The 16,971-nt window shown below is 73.0% G+C and carries 17 protein-coding genes; 12 read left to right on the top strand and 5 right to left on the bottom strand.

Annotated elements, in window-relative coordinates; translation table 11 throughout:
- Nucleotides 1-45: 45 nt before the first annotated feature.
- Complete coding sequence (prfA, locus tag ACSP50_RS36780) at nucleotides 46-1,134, top strand: peptide chain release factor 1 (protein WP_014694405.1); 1,089 nt, start codon at nucleotides 46-48, stop codon at nucleotides 1,132-1,134.
- On the opposite strand, the gene ACSP50_RS36775 is transcribed toward prfA, so the two are convergent.
- Nucleotides 1,121-2,449: a PQQ-binding-like beta-propeller repeat protein gene (locus ACSP50_RS36775; protein WP_014694404.1), complete on the bottom strand. Its 1,329-nt coding sequence runs from the start codon at nucleotides 2,447-2,449 to the stop codon at nucleotides 1,121-1,123. The two genes, prfA and ACSP50_RS36775, sit on opposite strands and share 14 nt — an antisense overlap.
- 344 nt (nucleotides 2,450-2,793) lie before the next feature.
- Complete coding sequence (locus ACSP50_RS36765; protein WP_014694403.1) at nucleotides 2,794-4,290, bottom strand: diguanylate cyclase; 1,497 nt, start codon at nucleotides 4,288-4,290, stop codon at nucleotides 2,794-2,796.
- A 78-nt stretch (nucleotides 4,291-4,368) separates the two neighbouring features.
- Between ACSP50_RS36765 and prmC the strand changes: the two genes are divergently transcribed.
- The 4 genes from prmC to ACSP50_RS36745 are packed head-to-tail and all read left to right on the top strand — an operon-like array spanning nucleotide 4,369 to nucleotide 7,455.
- Complete coding sequence (gene prmC / locus ACSP50_RS36760) at nucleotides 4,369-5,232, top strand: peptide chain release factor N(5)-glutamine methyltransferase (protein WP_231956787.1); 864 nt, start codon at nucleotides 4,369-4,371, stop codon at nucleotides 5,230-5,232.
- Between the two features lie 24 nt (nucleotides 5,233-5,256).
- Nucleotides 5,257-5,901, top strand: coding sequence for an L-threonylcarbamoyladenylate synthase (locus ACSP50_RS36755; RefSeq protein WP_014694401.1), 645 nt, complete (start codon nucleotides 5,257-5,259; stop codon nucleotides 5,899-5,901).
- Nucleotide 5,902: 1 nt separating this feature from the next.
- The gene (locus tag ACSP50_RS36750) at nucleotides 5,903-6,496 is read left to right on the top strand and encodes a low molecular weight phosphotyrosine protein phosphatase (protein WP_014694400.1); all 594 of its coding nucleotides are present in this window, start codon (nucleotides 5,903-5,905) and stop codon (nucleotides 6,494-6,496) included.
- Entirely contained in the window at nucleotides 6,493-7,455 is a 963-nt protein-coding gene (locus ACSP50_RS36745) for an L-threonylcarbamoyladenylate synthase (RefSeq protein ID WP_014694399.1), read from the top strand. Before ACSP50_RS36750 ends, ACSP50_RS36745 begins: the two co-directional genes overlap by 4 nt.
- A 44-nt stretch (nucleotides 7,456-7,499) precedes the next feature.
- Here the strand turns inward: ACSP50_RS36745 and ACSP50_RS36740 are convergent, their stop codons facing one another.
- Genes ACSP50_RS36740 through ACSP50_RS36730 form a run of 3 tightly spaced genes read right to left on the bottom strand, consistent with a single transcriptional unit; the run spans nucleotide 7,500 to nucleotide 12,145 of the window.
- Complete coding sequence (locus tag ACSP50_RS36740) at nucleotides 7,500-10,280, bottom strand: endonuclease/exonuclease/phosphatase family protein (RefSeq protein ID WP_155123719.1); 2,781 nt, start codon at nucleotides 10,278-10,280, stop codon at nucleotides 7,500-7,502.
- A 45-nt stretch (nucleotides 10,281-10,325) separates the two neighbouring features.
- Complete coding sequence (locus ACSP50_RS36735; protein WP_014694397.1) at nucleotides 10,326-10,700, bottom strand: RidA family protein; 375 nt, start codon at nucleotides 10,698-10,700, stop codon at nucleotides 10,326-10,328.
- On the bottom strand, nucleotides 10,697-12,145 hold the full coding sequence (locus tag ACSP50_RS36730; RefSeq protein WP_014694396.1) for an SDR family oxidoreductase: 1,449 nt from the start codon (nucleotides 12,143-12,145) through the stop codon (nucleotides 10,697-10,699). Before ACSP50_RS36730 ends, ACSP50_RS36735 begins: the two co-directional genes overlap by 4 nt.
- A gap of 80 nt (nucleotides 12,146-12,225) precedes the next feature.
- Between ACSP50_RS36730 and glyA the strand changes: the two genes are divergently transcribed.
- From glyA to ACSP50_RS36700, 7 genes are all read left to right on the top strand, one after another.
- On the top strand, nucleotides 12,226-13,515 hold the full coding sequence (gene glyA / locus ACSP50_RS36725; protein WP_014694395.1) for a serine hydroxymethyltransferase: 1,290 nt from the start codon (nucleotides 12,226-12,228) through the stop codon (nucleotides 13,513-13,515).
- A complete protein-coding gene (locus tag ACSP50_RS36720; RefSeq protein WP_014694394.1) occupies nucleotides 13,512-13,976 on the top strand; it encodes a hypothetical protein in 465 nt (154 codons plus the stop codon). Before glyA ends, ACSP50_RS36720 begins: the two co-directional genes overlap by 4 nt.
- A gap of 210 nt (nucleotides 13,977-14,186) precedes the next feature.
- Nucleotides 14,187-14,420, top strand: a complete 234-nt coding sequence (locus ACSP50_RS42825) for an AtpZ/AtpI family protein (protein WP_014694393.1) — start codon at nucleotides 14,187-14,189, stop codon at nucleotides 14,418-14,420.
- Nucleotides 14,417-15,223, top strand: coding sequence for a F0F1 ATP synthase subunit A (gene atpB / locus ACSP50_RS36715; protein ID WP_043512894.1), 807 nt, complete (start codon nucleotides 14,417-14,419; stop codon nucleotides 15,221-15,223). Before ACSP50_RS42825 ends, atpB begins: the two co-directional genes overlap by 4 nt.
- 72 nt (nucleotides 15,224-15,295) lie before the next feature.
- Entirely contained in the window at nucleotides 15,296-15,523 is a 228-nt protein-coding gene (locus ACSP50_RS36710; protein WP_014694391.1) for an ATP synthase F0 subunit C, read from the top strand.
- Between the two features lie 27 nt (nucleotides 15,524-15,550).
- Entirely contained in the window at nucleotides 15,551-16,099 is a 549-nt protein-coding gene (locus ACSP50_RS36705; protein WP_014694390.1) for a F0F1 ATP synthase subunit B, read from the top strand.
- Nucleotides 16,099-16,920: a F0F1 ATP synthase subunit delta gene (locus ACSP50_RS36700; RefSeq protein WP_014694389.1), complete on the top strand. Its 822-nt coding sequence runs from the start codon at nucleotides 16,099-16,101 to the stop codon at nucleotides 16,918-16,920. Before ACSP50_RS36705 ends, ACSP50_RS36700 begins: the two co-directional genes overlap by 1 nt.
- The last annotated feature ends 51 nt before the right edge of the window (nucleotides 16,921-16,971 follow it).

Raw genomic sequence — 16,971 nt, 5'->3', positions numbered from 1 at the left:
CGTTCGCATGTGCGTCCGTTTTTCCAGGCCCGGAGATTGAAGAAGATGAGCAACGACCGTTTGAGCACGCTTCTCGCCGAGTACGCGGACCTGGAGAAGCGGATGGAGGACCCGTCGATCCACGCCGACCAGGCGCTGGTCCGCCGGGTGGGCCGCCGGTTCGCCGAGCTGGCGCCGCTCTACGCGGCGCACGCCGAGCTGGAGGCGGCCCGCGCCGATCTGGCCGCCGCCAGGGAGCTGGCCGCCGAGGATCCGGCCTTCGCCGGTGAGGTGGAGGCGGTCGCCGCCGTCCTCCCGGCGCTGGAGGAGAAGCTCGGCGAGATGCTGATCCCGCGCGACCCGAGCGACGCCAAGGACGTGATCATCGAGATCAAGGCGGGCGAGGGCGGGCAGGAGTCCGCGCTGTTCGCCGGCGACCTGCTGCGCATGTACACCCGGTACGCGGAACGCCGCGGCTGGGTGGTCGAGGTGATCGACTCGCAGGAGTCGGACCTGGGCGGCGTGAAGGACATCTCGGTCGCGGTGAAGACCAAGGGGGTGCCGGAGGGCGGTCACGGGGTCTGGTCCCGGATGAAGTGGGAGGGCGGCGTGCACCGGGTGCAGCGCGTCCCGGTCACCGAGTCGCAGGGCCGGATCCACACCTCGGCGGCCGGCGTGCTGGTGCTGCCCGAGGCCGAGGATGTGGACGTCCAGATCGAGCCGGGTGACCTACGGATCGACGTCTATCGCTCGTCCGGGCCGGGTGGGCAGTCGGTCAACACCACCGACTCCGCCGTCCGGATCACGCACCTCCCCACCGGCACCGTGGTGAGCTGCCAGAACGAGAAGAGCCAGCTGCAGAACAAGGAGTCGGCGATGCGCATCCTGCGGTCCCGGCTGCTCGCCCAGGCGCAGGAGGCGGCGGACGCCGCGGCCGGCGACGCGCGCAAGGCGCAGGTGCGGACGGTGGACCGCTCCGAGCGGGTGCGGACGTACAACTTCCCGCAGAACCGGATCACCGACCACCGGATCGGCTACACCGCGTACAACCTGGACCTGGTGCTCGGCGGTGAGCTGGACGCGGTGCTGGACGCGCTGGCCGAGGCGGACCGTCAGGCCCGGCTCGCCGGTGACACGGAGCTCAGCCGGCGGTAGTGAGCCCGGCGGCGGCGACCAGGTCCGTCACGCCGAGCCGGCCGCCGCCGTAGCAGAGCAGGCGGGGGCCGGTCATCGAGCAGGTGTCGGTCCGGCCGGGAAGTGAGCCGAGCAGCGCTTGCCGGCCGGTCGCCGGATCCCAGCGGGCGACCGCGACGTGGTTCACCGGCGCGGTGACGTCCCGCAGCACCACCAGATACCTCTTCCCGGTCACGGTCAGCACCGCGCCGCCGGGCGGCGCCGTCGCCACCGTGGCCCCGGTCCGGGAGTCCACCACGGTCCAGGCGGACTGCTCGTCCCGGCTGCCGACCAGCAGATGGCCGTCGTCGATCCGCTCGATGGAGGACTCGGCCAGCTGCCAGCGCCGCGCGCCGGTCGCCGGGTCGAGTGCGATGGTCAGATGCGTGTCGCTGACGCACACCACCGGGCCGCAGTCCTGCACGTACACCGCTCCGGAGGCGGTGGCCCGCCACGTCTCGGTCAGTGTGTCCACCCGGTAGGCGGTCACCGCGGTGTCGGCCGGGGTCCGCCGGATGTCGTAGAACAGGCCGTTGAGCACCTGGGGTTGCCAGGACGAGCCGGGGGTGCCGGCCTGCGGCGGGTCGATCCGCCGGGTGGCCAGCGGCACCCCGTCGCTGAGGCGCAGCGTGGTGATCTCGCCGCCGGTGGTGTCGAAGACGATCCGCCCGTTGTCGACCACGGCGTTCTCCACCGGGGTGATCGGGCGCTGCCAGAGCTCCGTCGCGTCGGTGGCCCGGACCAGGTGCAGCCTGGTGATCAGACCGGTGTCGTCGCGGTCGCCGAGCAGCACCTCACCGGCGGTGGCGCCCACCTGGTCGCCGTCGCGCTGCCAGATGGTCCGGCCGGTGTGGCCGTCCACCGCCATCGTGCCGGTGCCGAAATAGGCCACCCCGTCGGTGAGCTGCACGGTCCGGGTGTGCAGCGCGGAGTAGAGCCGGCCGTTCTCCGGGCTCCACGACAACCCGTTCGGGAACTCGCCGTGGGTGGCCGCCCAGCGGGTCGCGCCGGTGGCCGCGTCGAGCGCCCTGACCTCCGGTCTGCCCGGGTCGCCGCTGTTGATCAGGACGATGTCCTGGACGGCGTACGGGTAGGAGTCCACCGGGACCGTGGCGGACCAGCTCTCGGCCAGGGTGGGTGGCGCGGGGCGGGCGGCACCGCCCAGGCCGACCGCGCAGAGCACGGCCAGCCCGGCCGCGACCGCCCGGCTCACGGTATGCCGGCGGAACCGGAACTCCGGTCCCGGCTCCGGCTCGGCGTCCGGCGGACCCACCTGGCCCAGCTCGATCACGGTCATCGTGCCGTCGATCCTATGACCGGGGTCATATCCGGGCGACCGGCGCCCGGTCTGCCTCGTGGCCCGGCGCCCGGTCTGCCTCGTGGCCCGGCGCCCGGTCTGCCTCGTGGCCCGGCGCCCGGTCTGCCTCGTGGCCCGGCGCCCGGTCTGCCTCGTGGCCCGGCGCCCGGTCTGCCTCCTGGCGCGGCACCCGGTCACCGGAGCCGGCGCAGCGCCGGGTGTCGACGATCGCCGCGGGCCGGCTGACCAGCTCGGCCAGGGCGACCGCCGCCGGCCGGACCCGCCACCGGGGGCGGCGGCCGGACGTCGGCCGGCGCCGGCTCGCCCGGTCCGGTGACGGTCATCTAGGTCGGTTTCCGGCTCGCCGCGGCGGCCGCCAGGGCGGCGCCGAGGCCCCGCCCGTTGGTGCCCACCTCGGACCAGCCGGCGGCCAGCCCGATCGGGGTGCCGGGGACCAGCACCTGCCAGTTCTCCGCGGCCGCGGCGGCGCTGATCCGGCGGGACACCTCGGCCGCCTGGTGCGGGCCGGCGCCCGGCAGCACCAGGACGAACTCGTCGCCGGCGAACCGGGCCACGAAGTCGCCGCGGCGCATCACCCGGGCCAGCACCCCGGCGATCCGCTGCAGCACCAGGTCGCCGCAGTGTCGGCCGTGCCGCATGTTGACCGTGGTGAACCCGACGATGTCGCAGACCCCGATCGCGGCGCGCTCGCCCCGGGCCAGCAGGGCGTCCACATAGTGCTCCAGCTGGCGGCGGTTGGGCAGGCCGGTGAGCGGATCGGTGAGCGTCTCGTCGCCGTAGCGGTGCGGGTCGCGCTGGGTCTCCTGGGCGTCCAGCCGGGCCGCGACCCCGTCCAGATAGCCGTCGCGGAGCTGGTCGATGCGCTGGGCGGCGAGCCGGAACGCGTACCGGTCGGCGGCGTGCGCGGCGGCGTGGTCGCCCGCGCTGGCGTGGCAGATGCTGCGCAACCGGGCCGGCTCGGGGGCGCCCAGCACCTCGGCCGAGACCGGCACCGTCTCGAGCATGGTGAGCGCCCGCTCCGGCTTGCCGGCCGCGATGGTCAGGCAGACCGCGCCGAGGTGCTGCAGGTCGCGGGTGCGGACGCTGTCGCCGCCGCCGGTCAGCCAGCGGGCCGCGCCGTCCTCGGTGGGCTCGCCCAGGGCCGCGCGGCGGGCCAGCGCGTAGCCGTAGACCGCGCGGCTGCCCGGGCGCAGCTGGTCGGTCGCGACGTACCGGGACAGCTCGGCGTCGATGTCGCGCAGCACCCGCAGGCAGCCGTCGGTGTCGCCCTGGTGGTCGAGGGAGACCGCGTTGCGCAGCCGGATGCCGGGGGCGGCGAACACCTCGGGGGTCAGCCCGGCGCTCGCCCCGACCTCGCGGGCCTGCTCGATCGCGGTCAGCGCCTGGCCGTGGAAGCCGAGATACGAATACGCCATGGCGAGGTCGTGCCAGCCCCAGGCGGTCTCCTCGTCGGCCTCCGGCACCGCAGCCAGCGAGCGGGCGGCCTGCACCAGGTGGGTCACCCCGCGGTCCAGATTGCTCTGCAGGTGGGCGCCGAGGGCGGCGAAGGCGTGCATCTGGCCACGCAGATAGGGGTCGGGGACCTCGCGCACCGCCTCGGCGGCCGCCGCCATCGCGACCGCGAGCTCGGCGACCCGGCCCAGGTTGATCAGCGCACCGAAGCGCTGGATCAGCGCGTAGGCGCGGGTGGTCGGATCGGTGGCGGTGGACAGCACCGCGTCCAGGATCGGCAGGGCCTGGGCCGAGCGGCCGTTCTGCTGCAGGCCCCCGGCCCGGCGCAGATCATCGGCATGCTCCGCGAGCTGGTCCAACCAACCCACCAGGCGCCTCCCCGGGCTCGGCGCGGCGCTGGGCGACCCGGCCGGTCCCCGGCGTGCGCGACGTCTCATGATTATGCCGTGACACCGCCTGACGAACACCCCCGCCGGACCCGTCTGGCACCCGAACTCGCATCGGCGGCCGCCGAACTCTCCGCGTCCGGTGTGTCCTCTCCGCGGGTCGACGCCGAGTTGCTCGCCGCCCACGTGCTGAATGTGCCCCGCGGGCGGCTGATACTGATCGACGCGATCCGCGCGGACGAGGCGGCCCGGCTGCGCGAGTTGGTCGCCGCGCGGGCCGAGCGGATCCCGTTGCAGCACCTGCTCGGCACGGCCGCGTTCCGGCACCTGGAGCTCGCGGTCGGGCCCGGGGTCTTCGTGCCCCGCCCGGAGACCGAGCTGCTGGCCGGCTGGGGCATCGAGCGGACCGCGCCGGGCGCGCTGGTGGTCGACCTGTGCAGCGGCAGCGGAGCGATCGCGGTGTCGGTGGCCACCGAGTCGGGCGCCGGCCGGGTGCTCGCCGTGGAGCGGTCGGCGGACGCCCTGCCCTGGTTGCGGCGCAACAGCGCGGGCGTCGGCAACCTGGAGGTGGTCGAGGCCGACGTGACCGATCCGGGTCTGCTGTCCGACTTGCACGGTCAGGTCGATGTGCTGCTCTGCAATCCGCCGTACGTCCCCGACGGCACCCCGGTGCCCCCCGAGGTGTCCGATCACGACCCGGCCGAGGCGGTCTTCGGCGGGGCCGACGGGCTGTCGGTGATCCGGCCGGTCATCGCGAACGCCGCGGCGCTGCTCCGGCCGGGCGGCTGGATCGGCGTCGAACACGACGACGTGCACGGTGCGGCGGTGCCCGGCCTGCTGCGCGCGGACGGCCGGTTCACCGAGGTGACCGCGCACGACGATCTCACCGGCCGGCCCCGATACGCCACCGCCCGCCGCCGGTGACGGCATGGCAGACTGCACGTCGTGATGCTCTACGACTGCACCGCCATCGCCGATCGTGATCGTGGCATCGCGGCGGCCGTCGAGGCGGCCAGGAGCGGTGAGCTCGTGGTGCTGCCCACCGACACGGTGTACGGGATCGGCGCCGACGCGTTCACCTCGCACGCGATCACCCAGCTGCACCACGCCCGCGGCTCGGACCGCCGGGTGCCGCCGCCGGTGCTGGTCGGCTCCCGGCACACCCTGGACGGGCTGGTCTACTCGCTGCCCCGGGCCGCCCGGGACCTGGCCGACGCGTTCTGGCCGGGCGCGTTGACCATCCTGGTGGAGCATTCGCCGAGCCTGCAGTGGGACCTGGGGGAGACCGGCGGCGTGGTCGCCGTCCGGATGCCGCTGCACCCGGTCGCCCTGGAGGTGCTGCGCGAGGTCGGCCCGATGGCGGTCACCACCGCGAACAAGGTCGGCTCGCCCTCCCCGCTGACCGCCGAGGAGGCCCGCGACCAGCTGGAGTATGCAGCGCGCGTCTACCTGGAGGCGGGCCCGGCGACCGACCCGTGGCCGAGCACGGTGGTCGACGTGACCGGTGACGTGCCCCGGGTCCTGCGGGTCGGCTCGATCCCGGTGGAAAAACTGCGCGACGTCGTTCCGGAGATCGTCGAGGGGCAGGCCTGAGGTGGCGCCGTTCACCGTCCTGCACATCTGCATGGGCAACATCTGCCGGTCCCCGATGGCCGAGCGGCTGCTCGACCGGGCGGTCCGGGACCGGGCCGAGACGTCCGGCGGCCCGTTGCTGCGCAGCGTCAGCGCCGGCACCGGCGGGTGGCACGAGGGCGAGGAGATGAATCCGCCGGCCGCCCGGCAGGTTCGCGCCCGGCGTGGCTCCGACGACGGCTTCCAGGCGCGCAAGCTGCGCGGCGACTTCATCGACGAGGCCGACCTGATCCTCACCGCGACCGCCGACCAGTTCGACTACGTGGTGGCGCTGCGCCCGGACGCCGCCGACCGGACATTCGTGCTCGGCGAGTTCGGCCGGCTGCTCGGCGCGGTCGACGCCGCCGCGCTGCCCCCGGCCAAACCCGAGGCGGAGTCGGTCCACCAGCGCGGGGCGGCCATCGTCGAGGCGGTGGCCCGGCTGCGCGGCGCCGAGGCGCCGCTGCTCACCGACGACCTGGACGACCCGTGGGGCCGCGGCGACCAGACCTTCCAGCGGGTGGCCGACGAGATCGAGGACACCACCGTCCCGTTCGCCACGTTGCTGCTCCCGTGAGCCGGCTTGCCCCGCCGGACGCCGCGGGCATCGACCGGGCGGTCGCGATTCTGCGCGCCGACTCGGTGGTCGCCTTCCCCACCGAGACCGTCTACGGCCTCGGTGCGAACGCGTTCTCGAAACAGGCGATCGGCGAGGTCTACCGGCTCAAGAACCGGCCCGCCTGGAACCCGCTGATCGTGCACGTGGCCACGGTCGAAGCGGCCCGTGCCCTGGCCGCCGAGTGGCCGGCCGCCGCGGACGCGCTGGCCGCACGGTTCTGGCCCGGCCCGCTCACCCTGGTGGTGCGCCGCGCCGCGCACCTGGCCGGGGTCGGCGCGGACAACGACACGATCGCCGTGCGCATCCCGGCGCACGAGGTGGCGCTGCGCCTGCTCGAGGCCAGCGGACTGCCGCTCGCCGCCCCCAGCGCCAACCGCTCCGAGTCGATCTCGCCGACCACCGCCGGCCACGTGCTGCGCAGCCTGCCCGACGTGCCGCTGGTGCTCGACGGCGGCCCGTGCTCGTGGGGCATCGAGTCGACCGTGCTGGACCTGACCACCGGGGTGCCGACGCTGCTGCGCCCGGGCGCGCTGAGCCTGCGCGCGCTGCGCGAGGTCACCGGCACGATCGCGCTGCGCGACACGGAGACCGCGGACGGCACGGCCCGGCCGTCACCCGGGATGAGCCGCCGGCACTACGCGCCGCGCGCCAGGACCATCATGCTGCCGGCGCTGCGGGAGGCGGACCGGTCCGGGCTCGCCGGGCCCGTGGCGATCCTGTCGTACGAGGGTTGCCCCACCCCGTCGTACGACCTGATCGAGATCCTCTCCGCCGACCCCCGTGAGTATGCGGCGGACCTGTACGCCGCCCTGCACCGCCTCGACGACGCGGGCGCCGGCACGATCCTGGTCCAGGAGCCGCCGCGCACCGAGGACTGGCTGGCCGTCCGCGACCGCCTGTCCCGCGCCGCCGCCTAGCCTCGCGGGCCCGCACCGGCGGAGCCGGCGCGGGCCCGGATTGCTCATCCCACCGGTCGCACGAGCTCGCCGGACCGGTTGCCGGCCCGGTCCACCGCGATGACGTGGACGGTGTGCGGCCCCGGCGACAGGCCGTCGAGCGGGATCACCCCGCGGCCGAACCGGACGTCGACCCATCCCGCGGCGTCGCTGTCGGCGGGCGCGTCGACGGCGTACCGGAAATGGTCGATTCCCGACTCGTCGAAGGACCCGACCGTCAGGGCGGCCGGAGCCCCGGAGTCCGGGACGGTCGCCGGGTACCGCCGCACGCCGCCGCTGTCCCAGCGGACCAGCAGGTCTCCCCGCGGATCGCGGATCATGTCGGCGGCGCCGGTCCAGGCGCCCACCGGGAAGACCCCGTCCCGGGTGGTGAACCCGCCGGCGTCGTCGGCCACCCGGGCGGTGGCGGCGCCGTCCGCGGTGCGCAGCACCACGGCCCGATGCCCGTCGATCGTGTCGGCGTACATGCCGACCGTGCCGGTGTCGCCGGCCGGCCGGATCACCACCGGCACGCCGGCCGTCAGGTCGCCGGACGCCGGACTGCCGAGCACCGGACAGCCGAGTACCCGACCGTCGGCACAGCGCAGCACCAGGTCGTCCCGGCCGTCGCCGAGCACGTCACCGGCGGTCAGCTCGGCGATGCCGCGGCCGTCGCACCAGCCGCCGGACGGCGCCGCCACCGGCTGTCCGGGGTGCGCCGGCGACTGCCCGGCCCGGAACGGAACGGGCACCACCGAGACCGCGTCGGTCCCCTGCCGGATCACCACGTCGTCGAGCCGGTCGCCGAGGTTCAGCGGTGCCATGTCGCGGACGTCGTCCCACCGCAGGTAGCCGCCGTCCGGAGCCATCGCCGGGGTGACCGTGCCGGTGTCCCAGCGGGCCACCACGGCGGGCGCCTCCGGGTCGGTGAACAGGCCCGCCGTCAGGTGGGTCGCCCCGGCGAAGCCGAACTCGGCGTCCGCCAGCGCGGGTTGTTCCCGCGTCCCGTCGGCGCCGATCCGGTAGCGGTGCAACCGGCCGTCGTCGGCGGGCGCCGCCCTCTGCCGCCGGCCACGGGTGACCAGGTCGTCCACGCCGTCGCCGTCGAAATCGCCGAGCGCCGTGGCGGCGACCACGTTCCGGCCGTCGGCCGCGGCCGCCTGGACCTGCGCGAAGGGCTGGAAACCGCTGCTGCCGCCGGGATAGGCGTACAGGCTGCCGCTGTTCCAGCGGACGAAGAGGTCGTCGTAGTGATCAGCGGCGCCGGGCCGCGGGCCGTACGCGTCGCCGAAGGCGATGTGCCGCGCGTCCGTCAGGCTGCCGGCCGGCATCAGCTGCCGCGCCGGCGCGGCCGTGGCCCCGGTGATGGTGATCGCGGCGAGCGAGCCGTCGTCCCGGCGGATGATCAGGTCGTCCCGGTTCTTCGCCGGGTCGCCGTCGACATCCCCGGCGGTGATCTCCGTGACGCCGTTCAGGCTCCACACCGGCAGCACCGGCGTGCTGACCCGCAATCCGTCCTTGCCGTAATAGACGAACAGACTGTTCCGGCTCCAGCGGACCGCGAGATCGGCGAGGTGGTCGCCGTCGAAGTCGCCGGCGGCGATCCCGGCCGCGTCCGACCAGCCGCTGCCCTGGGTGCTGCGCACCACCACGGGCCGCCCCAGCCGGCCGCCGGGCAGGCCGGGATACAGGTCGACGGCGCCGTCGTACCAGCGGACCACCAGGTCGTCGATCGCATCGGCGGTGAACTTCCCGGTCACCATGTCGGTGGCCCCGGACCAGCCGCTCCGGGAATCCGGAACCAGCTGGTCGGCGGCGGGCTGGACGACCGGTACGGCCGGCGGCTGCCGGTCGTCGGCCCAGACCGCCTCGCCGCGCAGGATCTTGTGATCGCGGCGGCTGAACCCGGGATCGACGGTGTCGCCCCGCACCCAGCGCACCTGCGCGGCCGAGCCGAACATGTAGTCGAACTTGCGGGCCGGCTTGGGCCTGCCCGCCTCGTCGGTGCCGGCGAAGGTGGTGGTTTCGCCGGACCGGCAGAACGCCAGTTGCCGGCACCCGTCGGTGAAGTAGGCGCGGTCCTGCTCGTCGACCTCGCGGAAGGCGCCGGTGCCGCCGCCACCGGAGTAGAACGCCCCCAGGTTCGGGTCGAACGGGTCGGCGTTGAAGTCGCCGGCGAGGATGATCGGCCGGCCGGCCGCCCAGCTGGTCATCTGCGCCGCGGCCTCCGGCATGCCCTGGTCGACGCTCACCGTGTCGAGGTGCACCGTGCAGGCCAGACTGTCCCGGCCCTGGACGACGGTGCCCATGCAGAGCACTTCGCGCTTCTCCTCGGAGGCCGCCGTCGCCGTCCGGCCCTGGTCCCACAGCTCGGTCAGCTCGTGGGAGTAGGTGGTGGCCGGCGAATCCGTGCGCACCAGCACGGCATCACCGAAGTCGTCGTCGGCGGTCACCCCGGGCACCAGCCACTTGTCGCAACCGTTGTCCCCGGACCGGTTCGTCCACCAGGCGATCCGGTAATTCGCCGGGAGCCGGTGGGCGAGCAACTCCCGCTGCCCCGCGCACATCTCCTGGAACACGGCGACGTCCGAGTCCCAGGCCCGGACCTGCTGGGCGACCCGGTCGGCCCAGGTGTCCGCCGCCTCCAGTGGCCGGCAATCGGCCTGATACGACCCGCACACATTGAAGCTCAGCACCCTGACCGACCGGGCTGTCGCGGCTTCGGCCCGTCCACCGGGCGGTCCGAACGCCAGCACCATCAGCGCGACGATGAACGCCGCCATCCCCCGTTGCCTTGCGAAGATCATGCGAAAGTGTGCCACGGCATCGACGTCCGGCACTGCCCCGGTCGGCTAGGCGCGGCGGATCGCGTCCACCTCGATCTCGATCTTCATCCGCTCGTCCAGCAGGCCGCAGACCAGCATCGTCGCGGCCGGGCGGACGTCGCCGAAGGCCTCGCGCAGGGCCGGGCCGCAGGCCGGGAAGTCGGCCGCGTCGGTGAGCAGGTAGCGGACCCGGACCACGTCGGCGAGCGAGCTCCCGGCCTCGGCCAGCGCCGCCGCGATGTTCCGCAGGCACTGCGCGGCCTGCTCACCGGGGTCGTCCGAGATGGTCATCGACGCGTAGTCGAAGCCGGTGGTGCCGGAGACGAACACCCGGTCGCCGTCGGCCACCGCCCGGGCGTAGGCGAACTCCTCCTCGAACGGCGAACCGCTGAAGATCCTCAATTCTCCGCTCCCCGGGCGATGTTGCGGGCCATGCCGTTGAACACGATGCCATGGAACGGCCAGACCGACGCCCAGTAGAGATGCCCGGCCAGCCCGTGCGGCAGGAACACCGCCCGCTGCCGGTAGACCGAGCCGCCGTCGCCGTCCGGCTCGGCGCGCATCTCCAGCCAGGCCCGTCCGGGCACCCGCATCTCGGCGCGCAGCCGCAGTAGCCGGCCGGGCACGATCTCCTCGACCCGCCACCAGTCCAGCGCCTCGCCGACCCGCAGGTGTTCCTGGTCGCGCCGGCCGCGGCGCAGGCCGACGCCGCCGGCCATCCGGTCCAGCCAGCCGCGCACCGACCAGGCCAGCGGGAACGAGTACCAGCCGTTCTCCCCGCCGACGCCCTCGATCACCCGCCACAGCCGGTCGGCCGGGGCGTGCACCTCGCGGGCCCGCTCGTCGGTGTAGATGCTGCCGCCGGACCATTCCGGGTCGCTGGGCAGCGGCTCGGCGGCGAAGTCCCGCCCGGAGGCGCCGGTCCAGCGGGTCTCCACGTCCGCGTCCCGGATCCGGCCCAGGGCCAGCCGGACCGACTCGTCGAAGCCGAGCGGCGGCGGGCCGGGCAGCAGCGTGGCCAGGTCGTTCTCCCGGGCCACCGCCTCGTGCACCAGGCTGGCCACCAGCGGGCGGGCGATCGCGTTCGGCACCGGGGTGACCAGGCCGACCCAGTGCGCCGACAGCCACGGGCTGAGCACCCGGGTGGGCAGCAGGACCCGGCGGGGCAGGCCGGCCACGACCGCGTACCGCCGCATCATCTCGGCGTAGGTCAGCACGTCGGCGCCGCCGATGTCGAAGCCGCGGTGCACGTCCGGCGGCAGGTCGGCCGCGTCGATCAGATACCGCAGCACGTCGCGGACCGCGATCGGCTGGATCCGGTTGTCGACCCAGCGCGGGGCGACCATCACCGGCAGCCGCTCGGTGAGGTAACGCAGCATCTCGAAGGAGGCCGAGCCGGACCCGATGATCACCGCGGCCCGCAGCACCGCGGTCGGCACGCCGCCGGCCAGCAGGATCCGGGCCACCTCGGCGCGCGAGCGCAGGTGCGGTGAGGGCACGTCGCCGGGCGGCGGCTCCGGGCCGCCGAGGTAGATGATCCGGCGTACGCCCGCGGCCCGGGCCGCCGCGGCGAAGTTGGCCGCCGCCTCCCGGTCGCGGCGCTCGAAGTCACCCTGGCCCAGCGAGTGCACCAGGAAGTAGGCGACCTCGATCCCGTCGAAGGCCGGCGCCAGGGTGGCCGGATCGGCGAGGTCGCCCTCGACGATCTCCACCTGGCCGGCCCACGGGACGTCGCGGAGGCGGCCGGCGCTGCGGGACAGGCAGCGCACCCGATGGCCGGCCTCGACCAGCCGTGGAGCCAGCCGGCCCCCGATGTACCCGGTAGCTCCCGTGACAAGACAGCGCATAACTCCAGACTGTGCCCCGAACGGGGGTGCTTCAGCCATATGCTCGATCCAGGCCGCGTTCGCCGAGCTCGGGAGGCCTGGTGGAAACGTTCTGGGGTCCGGATTTCGCCGCGCTGGAGCGGGACGACCCGGAGATCGCCGACGTGCTGCTCGACGAGCTGACCCGCCAGCGCGAGACGCTGACGCTGATCGCCAGCGAGAGCTTCGCCTCCCCGGCGGTGCTGGCCGCGCTCGGCTCGACGCTGGCCAACAAGTACGCCGAGGGCTATCCGGGCAACCGGTACTACGGCGGCTGCGAGCACGCCGACCGGGCCGAGGAGCTGGCGGTCGGCCGGGCCGTCGAGCTGTTCGGCGCCGACCACGCGAACGTGCAGCCGCACTCCGGGGCCTCGGCGAACCTGGCCGCGTACGCCGCGCTGGCCGAGCCGGGCGACCCGGTGCTGGCGCTGGGACTGCCGCACGGCGGGCACCTGACCCACGGGAGCCGGGCGAACTTCTCCGGCAAGTGGTTCCACCCGATCGCGTACCGGGTCGACCCGGCCACCGAGCTGATCGACTACGACGAGGTGCGCGACCTGGCCCTGGCGCACCGGCCCAAGCTGATCATCTGCGGCGCGGTGTCGTACCCCCGGCTGATCGACTTCGGCCGGTTCCGGGAGATCGCCGACGAGGTCGGCGCCTACCTGATGGTCGACGCGGCGCACCTCATCGGCCTGGTGGCCGGCCACGCCGTGCCGTCCCCGGTGCCCTACGCCGACGTGGTCACCTGCACCACCCACAAGGCGTTGCGCGGTCCCCGCGGCGGCATGATCCTCTGCCGGGCCGACCTGGCCCGGCGGGTGGACAAGGCGGTCTTCCCGTTCGCCCAGAACGGGCCGATGATGCACGCGGTGGCGGGCAAGGCGGTGGCCCTGCGCGAGGCGGGCACCGCGGCCTTCCGGAGGTACGCTTCGCAGACCGTGCGTAACGCGCAGGCGCTGGCCTCCTGGCTGACCGCCGAGGGGATGCGCCCGGTGACCGGTGGCACCGACACCCATCTCGCCGTGCTCGACCTGCGCGAGCTGGGCGTCAGCGGCCGGGACGCGGAGGCGCGCTGCGCCGCCGCCGGGATCGCCGTCAACAAGAACGCCATACCGTACGACCCGGAGAAGCCCGCCGTGGCCTCCGGGATCCGGGTCGGCTCGCCGAGTGTCACCTCGCAGGGCATGGGGGAGGCGCAGATGCGCCGGATCGCGGAGCTCGTCGGGATGGCGGTGCGCTGCGATCCGGAGACGGCCACCGGGACGACCCGGCTGGCCGCCGTCGGCGAGGAGGTGACCGACCTGGTGCGGCGCTTCCCGTTCTACCTGAAGCAGGAGGTTCTGGCGTGAGCGGCGTAATCCCCGCGGCGGTGGAGAAGGACGTGGACGACGACCTTCCGCTGCCCGATCTGCCGCCCCTGCCCGCCGACCCGCGCTGGAAGGTCGAGCATCTCGGCTTCCTGACCGCGGTCTCGGTCGCGCTGCTCCTGTGTGCCGCCTCGGCCGGCTTCCTGTCCGGCGGTCCGGCCTACGCCCTGGCCGCGGCCGGTGGCGTGCTGATCGTGACGGTCAGCCACACGCTGACCACGCTGATCGTCGCCTGGGCCGACACGGTCCGCCCGGCCCTGGTCATGCCGCTGGGAATGTTGACGTATGTCGTCAAATATTCTTTGTTCGGGATTATTCTGGCGTTTGGCGTCTCGTCCGATTGGCCTGCCAAGACGGCGCTGGGGCTCGGTGTCGTGGCCGGGGTCATGGTCTGGACCGGCGTGCAGGCCTGGCAGGTAACCCGGGCGACACTCCGAAGGTGATCTGCAGCACGAATATCACCCCAGCTCAGCGGAGGTTTAGCTGATCAACTGCCACGATCCGGTGATGTGTCCCGCCGTGCCTTGTTCCGTTTTGGCGCGACAGGAGTACCGTGTGCTTCCAGTTGCGAGACCCCTGACGCCTGGACAACTGCGGTTGTGCGGGGGGTCCCGCTTAGCTTCGTATTAGCTGCTGATATCGTTCGGGCCGTCATGACCGGCCAAGAACCTCCCCACGACAAACGCGGTGACGAAGGCCCCACCCCGCCCGATTCCGGTGCGGGCATGACGGCAGTCACCTACCTCATCGCGGGCATGTTGGTCTGGGGTGGGATCGGGTGGCTGGTCGACCACTACGTCGGAACTGAGGGCATCTTCGCCGGCATCGGCGCGGTCCTCGGCATCGGCCTAGGTGTGTACCTCATCGTGCGCCGGCTCGGCGCCTGACAGGAAGGGCCATGGTGATCGTTCAGTCGGCGGTCCTCGCGGCAGAGTTCCCGCCCAGCGTCGAGGACTTCTACCTGCCCAGCATCCTGCCGTGGGGCGCGGAGAGCAATTACTGGTTCACCAAGATCACGGTGCTCGTCTGGATCGCGGTGGCGGCGATCATCGTCTTCTTCCTGGCCGCGTACCGGAAGCCGCAGCTGGTCCCGACCAAGAAGCAGTGGCTCGCCGAGAGCATCTACGGCTTCGTGCGGAACAACGTCGCGATCGACATGATCGGTCCGCGCGGGGTCAACTTCGCGCCGTACCTCACCACGCTGTTCATGTTCATCATCGTGAACAACTTCTTCGGCATCCTGCCGTTCGTGCAGCTCTCGCCGAACTCGCACATCGCGTTCCCGGCGTTCCTCGCGGTCATCAGCTATGTGATGTTCATCTATGTCGGCGCCCGGAAGCACGGCTTCTTCAAGTACCTGAAGCACGCGCTGATCCCGCCGGCCCCGTGGTTCATCCTGCCGCTGCTGATCCCGATCGAGTTCTTCTCGAACTTCCTGGTCCGCCCGTTCTCGCTGGCCGTCCGTCTGTTCGCCAACATGTTCGCCGGGCACATGCTGCTGCTGGTGTTCACGCTCGGCGGGTTCGCGATGATCAGCGCCAACGGCTTCCTCGCCCCGGTGTCGATCCTGTCCTGGGCGCTGAGCATCGCGCTGACCTTCCTCGAGTTCCTGGTGATCTGTCTCCAGGCCTACGTCTTCACGGTGCTGACGGCGAGCTACGTCCAGGGCGCGCTCGCCGACGGGCACTGATTTTGTCCCACCCGCAACACCCCGTTTGTCGTCCCGCGTGACAGTCACGCGAGATACCAGGAGGAACTGAGAATGCTGCTCTCCGAAGTTGTTGGTAGCACCGCCGCCATCGGTTACGGTCTCGCTGCCATCGGCCCGGGTATCGGTGTCGGTCTCGTCTTCTCGGCCTACATCCAGTCGACCGCCCGCCAGCCGGAGTCGTCCCGCCTGACCCTGCCGTACGTCTGGATCGGCTTCGCGGTCGTCGAGGCGCTCGCTCTGCTGGGCATCGCGTTCGGCTTCATCTGGGCCGGCAAGTAACTCCCTCTGCCTCGTTGGGAGGTCTCCATGCTCACGTATTTGGCTGAAGGGGCCGCGAAGACGCCGAACCCGATCCTTCCTGCCTGGCAGGAGATCGTCGTCGGGACGGTCGCGTTCATCGTGCTCTGCTTTGTCCTGATGAAGTTCGTCTTCCCGCAGATGGAGAAGACGTTCCGCGCTCGCGTGGACGCGATCGAGGGCGGCATCAAGCGTGCCGAGGCCGCCCAGGCGGAGGCGAACGAGCTGCTCGAGCAGTACCGCGCGCAGCTCGCCGAGGCCCGGACCGAGGCCGCCCGCATCCGCGACGAGGCCCGGGCCGACGCCGAGGGCATCCGGCAGGACGTGCTGGCCAAGGCTCGCGAGGAGTCGGACCGCATCATCGCGGCCGGCAACGAGCAGCTGGCCAACCAGCGCGAGTCGATCGTCCGGGAGCTCCGTGCCGAGGTCGGGACGCTGGCCGTGGACCTGGCCGGCAAGATCGTCGGTGAGGCGCTGGCCGACGAGGCCCGCACCCGTGGCACCGTCGAGCGCTTCATCGCGGACCTCGACGCCGCCGGCACGGCGGGCGGGCGCTGATGGCGTCCGGCGTGACCAACCAGGCCTACGCCGACGCGGCGGAGCGGCTGCACGCCGCCACCGCCACGTCGACGGGCGCGCAGCTGGCCACAGTCGCCGACGAGATCCTGTCGGTGGCCGGCCTGCTGCGCGGTCAGCCCCGGCTGCGCCGGGCGCTGACCGACCCGTCCCGGCCCGGCGAGGACCGCGGTGATCTGCTCCACTCGCTGCTGTCCGGCAAGGTCACCAAGGTGACCGTCGACGCGCTGGCCGCCCTGGTGGCCGGCCGGTTCTCCAAACCCGGCGACCTGCTGGACGCCACCGAGCGGCTGGGTGTCGACACGCTGCTCGGTGCCGCCCAGAAGGACGGCAAGCTGGCGGAGGTCGAGGACGAGCTGTTCCGGTTCGGTCAGATCGTCGCCGGCAGCCCGCAGCTGGTGGCCACGCTCAGTGACATCGGTGCGCCGGTCGCGCCCCGGGCTAAGCTGGTCCGGGATCTGCTCGACGGCAAGGCGCAGCCCATCACGGTGTGGCTCGTCCGGGTCGCGCTCGAGGGATTCGGTGGCCGTGGCTTCGAGGCCTCGCTGACCCGGCTGGTCGAGCTGACCGCCGCCCGGCGGGACCGTGAGGTGGCGTATGTGACGGTTGCGAAGCCGATCACCGACGCCGAGGAGTCCGCGCTGGGCGCCAAGCTCGCCGCGATCTACGGTCGTGAGGTCTCGCTGAAGGTGGACGTCAATCCCGCCATCATCGGCGGGGTCAGCGTCCGGGTCGGCTCGGATCTCTACGACGGGACGATCCTGCGGCGGCTGAACGCCGCCAAGCAGGCGTTCGCCAAATAGTCTTTTTCCCCTCGATTTCCTATCGAGAAGCCCCTCGGTGGCGGCGACGTC

The organism is Actinoplanes sp. SE50/110, assembly GCF_900119315.1.
Taxonomy (GTDB): domain Bacteria; phylum Actinomycetota; class Actinomycetes; order Mycobacteriales; family Micromonosporaceae; genus Actinoplanes.
This window is presented reverse-complemented; position numbering and strand designations above follow the sequence as displayed.